The sequence below is a fragment of the Pannus brasiliensis CCIBt3594 genome, from assembly GCF_036688125.1.
Taxonomy (GTDB): Bacteria; Cyanobacteriota; Cyanobacteriia; order Cyanobacteriales; family Microcystaceae; genus Pannus; species Pannus brasiliensis.
Window position 1 is genome coordinate 1 of sequence record NZ_JBAFSM010000098.1, and the last position, 7,286, is coordinate 7,286.

The following is a 7,286-nucleotide window of genomic DNA, read 5'->3' on the forward strand; positions in this document are numbered from 1 at the left end:
ACTTGTCTTTTCTTTTTCTCTATTTCTGGCTTACAACTTTTTTTTCGCTCCCGTCTACCTTCTTTACATTAATTTACGAACGCTTTCTAAGATAAATGTATTAGTTCGCATTTTATGACAGCTATGTGCCCATTAAGCCAATCCCCGCGCGCTAGTGATGCTAAGGGAGATCGAGAGTTCCGACACTCGCCCCGCCGTGAAGATCTCGATCGGGCTGTCTTTATCGATCGGCCCGGCCCCGACGCGATCGGCTATTCCATTTAACCTCCCGTGGTTCGGGAGATGTGAGGGGCTTTTCTTCTGATCGGGAGCGACCGGCTTTTCAGAAGGGAGTAACCGAGCCGAAATTTCCCTCGCCCGCCGTGGTTCTTAGACGGGCGAGAATTGCCGGCGCATTATCGTAGGGGCCGGCCACGAAGAAGGGTTTCCCATCACGTCCGAACTCGATCACCGGATAATCCGATCCTAGTTCTCCCAGATGAGCTTTTGCCCTCTCGAAATCCCGATGGGGCTGTAATCCGAATTTTGCCGCGTAATCGGGAGCGAAGCGCTACTGCAAGCAGTTCGCTCCGAAGATGACCTCTTGTGCCTGCAAAGAGCGTGATTTCCCGGAACTCCTGCCCGAAGCGATCGAAAAATTCCCCGAGCATTTCCTCGAAAGTCGAGCGATCGATTTTTCTCCGCCCCACCACGTCTTGGACACCCAAACACCAGTAATCGACGAGGTAGCTACCCCAGAGATAACGGTTGCCTTCTTAGTTCTGTCGCATTACAGCCTCTCTGTAACGAAATATCTCTTTTCCCGAGTTCGACGAAAGAGACAATTTACGGGTTGGAAGAAGAAGGCGAGCGGGTTGCGATTTATCTAGAATGGTCTTATCGGGATCGGGTGTTCTAACATGACTACGAACGCTAACATTCCTCCACGAGAGGCCGCCCGGCTGGAAGCCCTCAGACAGTATCGAATTCTGGACACGCCTTCCGAGCGGACTTACGACGACATCACGGCACTGGCCGCCTATATCTGCGACGTACCGATCGCCCTTATCAGTCTGGTCGATGCCGACCGTCAGTGGTTTAAGTCGAAAGTGGGTCTCGATGTCGTCCAGACCGCCCGCGATGTCTCGTTCTGCGCTCACGCGATCTTGGACGAGCGCGTTACTATCATCGACGACCCGCTCGGAGACCCTCGCTTTTACAACAATCCGCTCGTGAACTACACGCCCTATATCCGCTTTTACGCGGGCGTACCTTTACGGACTCCCGAGGGACACCCGATCGGTACGCTCTGCGTTATCGACCGCCAGCGTCGCGATCTGTCAGAGCGTCAACTTGAAACTCTCGAAACACTAGCCCGTCAAGTGGTGATGCAACTCGAATTGAAGCGAATTTCAGACCGACTCGCGAAGGCCCTGGAGCAGATCGAGATGATGGAAGACCTGATCCCGATCTGTTCGTATTGCAAGGGCATCCGTAACGACCGGGGCTACTGGTCGAGTGTAGAGAAATTTATCAAAAGTCATTTCCCGGTCGAGTTCTCTCACGGGGTATGCGATCGCTGTCTGCGAGAGTATTTTCCCGAGGTCGCCGAAGTTTTACTGTCCGAGGTGGGCACCCAATCCCCGCCGGACGAAAATGACCCCTCCTCCGAATTGTTGGGCTAGAAACGGTCGGGACGGGCGGGCGAGCCCGGGTCTATCCGAACGAGCGAAGTAAATTAACACTCGCCTTATCGCGGGGAGCGTCGGGGAGATGACCCGATCGAGCGCCCCCGCATCCCCCAGAATCTTCCAACCTGGTTGATCGACTCGATGACCGCCACCCGGCTACCCGGGATCTAGGCAAAACATTTTGCCTAGATCCCGGGTAGCCGAGTTCGGACAACCCGGGAAACTCGACCGCGTTATCCGAAAAATATCACTGGGATTTTCGGAAACGTTCTCGCGTCGCTTAACGTCTCGAACTCTAGAATTTTAATCCGGGCGGAACGTTTTACCCCGAAGCGAAAACCTTTCCCCCGGCTCGCCCTGGTAAAGGAAGAAAAATTTCCCGAATCTACCCTATAGTCTTTATGATTATCACCGTAATGAATCAGTCCGGGGGCGTTGGCAAAACCACGGTCAGTCACAATCTGGCGCACGCCCTCTCGACAAGAGGCCCGACTCTGGCTATCGATCTCGACCCGCAAGCGTCTCTCACCGGCTTCATGGGAGGAACGGGCGAGGGTTCGTACCGATGGCTAATGGAGGGCGCGCCACCCCCCATCGAAACGGTTTCGCCCGATCTGGATCTTCTCAGAGCGGACATCGCTCTATCGGTCGCCGAGAAAGAATTGAATAACGCGATCGCCCGGGAGACCCGCCTGAAAAAACGCCTCAAGAACCTCGACCGTTACGCTTTCACGGTCATCGACTGCCCTCCCAGTCTGAATCTGCTCTCCATCCTCGCGCTCGTGGCGGCCGACGCGGTTCTCGTGCCCATCCAAACCCAGATCAAAAGCTATCGGGGGACCGACCTTTTCTTAAAAACGATCGTTGAGTGCCGAGACGAGGCGAATCCGAACTTGGAGATTCTCGGCTTCGTGCCGACGATCTACGACCGTCGGATCAATCACCAGAAAGCGGTACTCCGCTCGATCGCCGAGCAATTGAACGAGATCGCTCCCGTGTTCGACCCGATCCCCAACAGCGCGGCCTTTCCCGACGCTTCGGGAAGAAGACTGCCCCTCGCCCGCTATCAAGAAAAACATCCCGCTTTAGAAATTTTCGAGACGATCGCCGGGAGGATTTCCGATTATGACCGCTAAAACCTTTCACCCCGAGCCACTGAGCGCGAGTACCTTATCGAGATTGATGGATAAGCGGGGAAAAGAGCGGGACAACCGCGTCCCCGACAGCCGGGTCATCGAGATCGAACTCGCCCTGATCGATATTCCCGAGAACGGGCCGCGGAAATACCACGACCCAAGAGAGTATGGAAAATTGAAAGATTCGATCGCGAGAGAGGGGGTACTGGAAAATATCATCGTCCGGCGCGTCGGCGATCGTTACGAGGTGATCGCGGGGACGAGAAGGGTTCTCTGCTCTCGGGAACTGAAAAAAACAACGATCCCGGGACGGGTGATCGAGGCGGACGAGACCGAGGCGGCCTGGATCGTCCTGATCGAGAATCTCGTGCGGGACGACTTCAACCCGATCGAGGAAACCGATGGCATCCTACGTCTTCTTCAGTTGGAGTTAGGGGAGGAGAGCGTTGAATCGACGGTATCGACTCTCTACCGGCTCAGAAACGAGGAACAGAAATCCGTGGTGAAGAAAATCCTGCCCGAAGATGTAAAAGCGAAAGTGGAAAACGTTTTCACTTCTATCGGCAAAAAAGATCTCACTTGGAAAAGCTTCATGACCTCCCGTCTCCCGTTACGGGATCTCCCGGAGGATCTCAAGGACGCGATCGGTTGTAAGAAGATCGAGTACAGCAAGGCGCGATTGCTCGCGAGGGTGGACGACCCGACGGAGAGGGATCGCTTATTGAATCGGGCGATAGCGGAAAAACTATCGGTAACACGGTTGCGGGAGGAACTGGAAAACAGTGGGGCGCTCCGGCGTAAGCCCTCGGAAATCCAACGCGTTCAAAATTTCGGGCAAAAATTGAAAAATTCACGCCCGTGGGAGAATCCCGAACGTTGGCACAAAATCGAGGAACTACTCGAACAGATCGAGGAATTGCTAGACGAACGGACGGAGGAAAGTACGGAAAATGTTGTTACTGAACGGGGGTAGGCTGGTTATCGCTGTTCTATCGGTATCGGGTAGGTTCCTGCTAGAAACAAAGCTGAAAACCGTTATCTGGTAAGGAGTTCGAGAAAATCAAGCCCCGCTGAGTTCCAATCGGGAGAAACTGTTAGGAACTTGACCTTCAAACCCTCGCCACGAGGAGAATCGAACCTCTCGGCCGATCAATAGCGAGCTGACAGTGATAGAACAGCGCGTTGTTTCAAATAAGTCTGAAACACTAAGCCGTACAATAAGTGCGGATAATTTTATCTATAGATGTGCCGAGAGGAGCGTACATTCTCGCTCTCTTTAAAGCACTAAAATCATGCTCGATATCGTTTAAGTCAGGAGAGTATTTCGGTAAAAATAGGACTTGATGACCCACCGCCTCTACGAGTTCTTTAATGATCGTCTTGCGATGGAGCGATGCATTATCCAAGATCAAAATCGAGGGAATTATTAAAGAAGGTAACAAATAGAAGGATAACCAGCTCTCAAAACTCGAAGCATCCAAGCTTCCTGAAAAAACCATCGGCGCGATAAAATCCTTTTTTTTCTTTCTTCTTCCCGCGACCAGGCTTTCTCTCTTTCCGCGCTTTCCCGGTCGTTCCCCGTAGATTTTTTTTCCTTTTTTCGCCCACCCGTACAGACAGGCTTGAAATTCCTCAAAGCCGCATTCATCAATGGATACAAGGCTATCACTACCGTATATCCGAATCAATTCTCGGAGCCTCCGGAAATATTGAATTCTTTCTTCTCGGTTCCTTTCACGGTAACGCATTTCTTTCTTTTTTCTCGTTATCTCCATTTCTTTTAAGGCGTAGCAGATAGCGCTCGGTCTCACTCCGAACTTTTTCGCTCTGTCTATTAGCCTCGCGTCCGGATTCTCTCGGACATCCTTTTCGAGGGCTTGCCAATCTAGCTTTCTCTGGCGACGCTTCACCTTCGTCGCTTCAAGGTCTTCCCGACCCAACCATCTATAGATCGTTGCCCTTCCCACTTTAAACAGGTCGGCCGCCTTAGTTATGCTCCCGCCATTTTCCACGTATTCTACTACTCTTTTTCTCAAGTCCAGACTATAAGCCATTGTTCGGAAGGAATTAATTCTTTTTTCCCGATTTTGCCAGAGCATCAGGCTGTCTCGCAATTATTTGAAATAACTATAACGCTCTTCTATCACTCTAGGGTCGGGGGAGATAGAAACCTTTCGGAAAGATTCGGTCTAGTAGAGAAGTTGTCAACCGGATGAGTGTGAAAAATAGACGACAGAACAATTGAAAGATTTTGGGAGTGAAGAGAACTAATAGCCAAGGCTTAAGAAGATTAAAAGAGTACAGGGGCTGTAGAAATAAACGTAAATTATCGAGGGTACTTTTCCAGCCTTTCTTTTCTCGCCATCTCGGATGTGCTTTCATCTGTTCTTTCGCCTTTTTTGTCGAAGTAGACGGAGGAGAACCGAAGGTTTTTAACTCTTCAGTTTGAAGGCTAACCATTAAATAGACACTCATCACTATTTCCCACCATTTCTCGATACGAGAGAAGTTGGTTACTCGAAAGTCTGCCCAACCTAATTCATTTTTACTTTGTTTTAATCCGTACTCCACCCAATTTCTTAATCCGTATAAATTGCCGACATCTTTATAACTGATTTCGGGCACTCTCGTCATAACGTACCACGTTGAGTTCTTCGGCATCGTCTCCTTATCATCGGTAATTTCCCAATATCTAATCTCTCTTTTCCGACCGAAAATTATCTCCCTGACGTATCGGGTTTCTCTTTCTCCCGTCGAGAAAACTCGCGGGAACTCCCGCCAACGGTTCGCTCTGACTTTCTGCTCCCGCGGTAGCCATACACCGTGATCCGAGCGGATAGCCAATAGATAAGGGAGCTTGTGTCTCTCCAAAATACTAACGAAATTACCGTGGCTTTCCCCGTACTCGCTATCCGCTAATACTAGCTTGATTTTAAATCCGTACTCGATGAGTTTTTCGATTAGTTCCCCGCCGATTTGCGGCTTACTCTTATATTCGTCCCCTTCTTTTAATCTTTCTCTCGGCTTGTAGACCTCGAAGAGAAGGGGGAACGTCATTTCCTGGAAGATACCGTAAGCTGTTACCGCGACGATCCCGTTCTCGATTTTTCCCAAATTCCCGATATACTGTCTTTTCACGTAATCGGTCGCGTTTCCTTTTTTTCGGTCTCCCGTCTCGTCGATGAGCACGATAATTTCTTCCTCGTTAATTATTTTTAGAATTAACGCTAATCTTCTTTTTCTTAGCTCCTCTACCGACCACGGCGATTGACCGATAAAATAATCTAACGGTTGCGAACTTTCTAACCCTACTACTCTCGCTATTGCCGGGAGCGTTTTTCTTTTGATTTCCGAGATTAATCCTAGATGTAAATACTTGAAATATTCAAAACTCCGCACCTCGGGAAATAAGTCCCGATACCATTCACAGTATTCGTCGATGAATTTAGCCGTCGGCACGGCGGGTCGAGGCTTAACCATAGACCACCTCTCGCTTTCAGGGCTTTTTCTTAATTCTAACCTCCCCATAATGATAAAAGAGCGATAAAAGGTACGGAACGGAAAAACTCGACCGCGCGAGAGATCGAATCGAGCGCGAAAAACGAATTTCAGACCGCGCGTGAGCAACGCCCGAACAATAAGCGGGGTCGCCGCTCCCGCGGGTAGTCTCCACCGAACGTTGGGGACACCGAAGTTACAATTGCTTACGGCAATGGCAAAAAGCGATCGCTCCCGACCAAGGAACCGTTCGATCGGCTAATTGTCGGGTCACGGCCTCCCGTACCGCTCCCACCTCCTCGCCCGTCAACCTTTCCCCCAGACGAACCACCAGAGACGGCCGCCCTCCTTCCGTCGTCGAGAACCACCTCGCGACAGTCACGCGATCGATATACAAGTTCACCCGCGTCTGTTCGATCTCGACACGAGCCTCGAAACCCGCTCTCTCCAAGATCTCGCGTAAATCTTCCCCGTCATAATTCACCATCGGATCGTCGGGGTCGTTATAGATAGCTTCCTCGGCCTCACTCCATCGGGCGTGTAACTTTTTCCCGATCTCCGTTGCCCCCACCAGACGGTAGAGCCTTTGAGCGTACCGGGGCAGACTTTCCGCGAGAACGAGAATTCCCGAGTCCACCAGTAAGGGCGGTAAACAACTGGCGATTTCTTCTTTATTCGTTTCCCGCGTCAGAACGTTCCGCCCGATCAGGCGATCGAAACGAACCCCCGGCGCGCGTTCGGATAGGAGTTTCGGTAATTCCTTCGGGCCGCATTCCAACAGGATCGGGCGGGATAATTCCGGCAGGGTTTCCACCTGTTCGAGTAGGGCGGGAGCGAAGCGCTGCTGCAAGCAGTTCGCTTCCGGTCCCTCCCGAACCCGAGCGTAAATACCCCCTTCCGGCACTTGACGGAGTGCCTCCCAAGTTAATACAGCCTTTCTCGTAAAGATGAGGTATAATACTGCGGATAGCTAAATTGAGTG

7 protein-coding genes are annotated in these 7,286 nt (G+C 51.2%); 4 read left to right on the forward strand and 3 right to left on the reverse strand.

The window, feature by feature from the left end:
- Nucleotides 1-114 precede the first annotated feature (114 nt).
- The 4 genes from V0288_RS24675 to V0288_RS24690 all read left to right on the forward strand — a co-directional run bounded on the left by V0288_RS24675 (nt 115) and on the right by V0288_RS24690 (nt 3,779).
- Nucleotides 115-264, forward strand: a complete 150-nt coding sequence (locus V0288_RS24675; protein WP_332867858.1) for a hypothetical protein — start codon at nt 115-117, stop codon at nt 262-264.
- A 635-nt stretch (nt 265-899) separates the two neighbouring features.
- On the forward strand, nt 900-1,664 hold the full coding sequence (locus V0288_RS24680; RefSeq protein ID WP_332867859.1) for a GAF domain-containing protein: 765 nt from the start codon (nt 900-902) through the stop codon (nt 1,662-1,664).
- A gap of 407 nt (nt 1,665-2,071) precedes the next feature.
- Nucleotides 2,072-2,806, forward strand: coding sequence for a ParA family protein (locus tag V0288_RS24685; protein ID WP_332867861.1), 735 nt, complete (start codon nt 2,072-2,074; stop codon nt 2,804-2,806).
- The gene (locus V0288_RS24690) at nt 2,796-3,779 is read left to right on the forward strand and encodes a ParB/RepB/Spo0J family partition protein (protein ID WP_332867862.1); all 984 of its coding nucleotides are present in this window, start codon (nt 2,796-2,798) and stop codon (nt 3,777-3,779) included. Before V0288_RS24685 ends, V0288_RS24690 begins: the two co-directional genes overlap by 11 nt.
- Nucleotides 3,780-4,011: 232 nt before the next feature.
- Here the strand turns inward: V0288_RS24690 and V0288_RS24695 are convergent, their stop codons facing one another.
- The 3 genes from V0288_RS24695 to V0288_RS24705 form a co-directional block, all read right to left on the reverse strand.
- Nucleotides 4,012-4,860, reverse strand: a complete 849-nt coding sequence (locus V0288_RS24695; protein ID WP_332867864.1) for an IS630 family transposase — start codon at nt 4,858-4,860, stop codon at nt 4,012-4,014.
- A 94-nt stretch (nt 4,861-4,954) separates the two neighbouring features.
- The gene (locus tag V0288_RS24700) at nt 4,955-6,286 is read right to left on the reverse strand and encodes an IS701 family transposase (RefSeq protein WP_422662074.1); all 1,332 of its coding nucleotides are present in this window, start codon (nt 6,284-6,286) and stop codon (nt 4,955-4,957) included.
- Nucleotides 6,287-6,500: 214 nt separating this feature from the next.
- On the reverse strand, nt 6,501-7,154 hold the full coding sequence (locus V0288_RS24705; protein WP_332867863.1) for a hypothetical protein: 654 nt from the start codon (nt 7,152-7,154) through the stop codon (nt 6,501-6,503).
- Nucleotides 7,155-7,286 lie beyond the last annotated feature (132 nt).

Coding starts and splice junctions, on each gene's coding strand:
- V0288_RS24685 (WP_332867861.1), top strand. CDS start 2,072: ATGATTATCACCGTAATGAATCAGTCCGGGGGCGTTGGCAAAACCACG.
- V0288_RS24700 (WP_422662074.1), bottom strand. CDS start 6,286: ATGGTTAAGCCTCGACCCGCCGTGCCGACGGCTAAATTCATCGACGAA.
- V0288_RS24695 (WP_332867864.1), bottom strand. CDS start 4,860: ATGGCTTATAGTCTGGACTTGAGAAAAAGAGTAGTAGAATACGTGGAA.
- V0288_RS24675 (WP_332867858.1), top strand. CDS start 115: ATGACAGCTATGTGCCCATTAAGCCAATCCCCGCGCGCTAGTGATGCT.
- V0288_RS24680 (WP_332867859.1), top strand. CDS start 900: ATGACTACGAACGCTAACATTCCTCCACGAGAGGCCGCCCGGCTGGAA.
- V0288_RS24690 (WP_332867862.1), top strand. CDS start 2,796: ATGACCGCTAAAACCTTTCACCCCGAGCCACTGAGCGCGAGTACCTTA.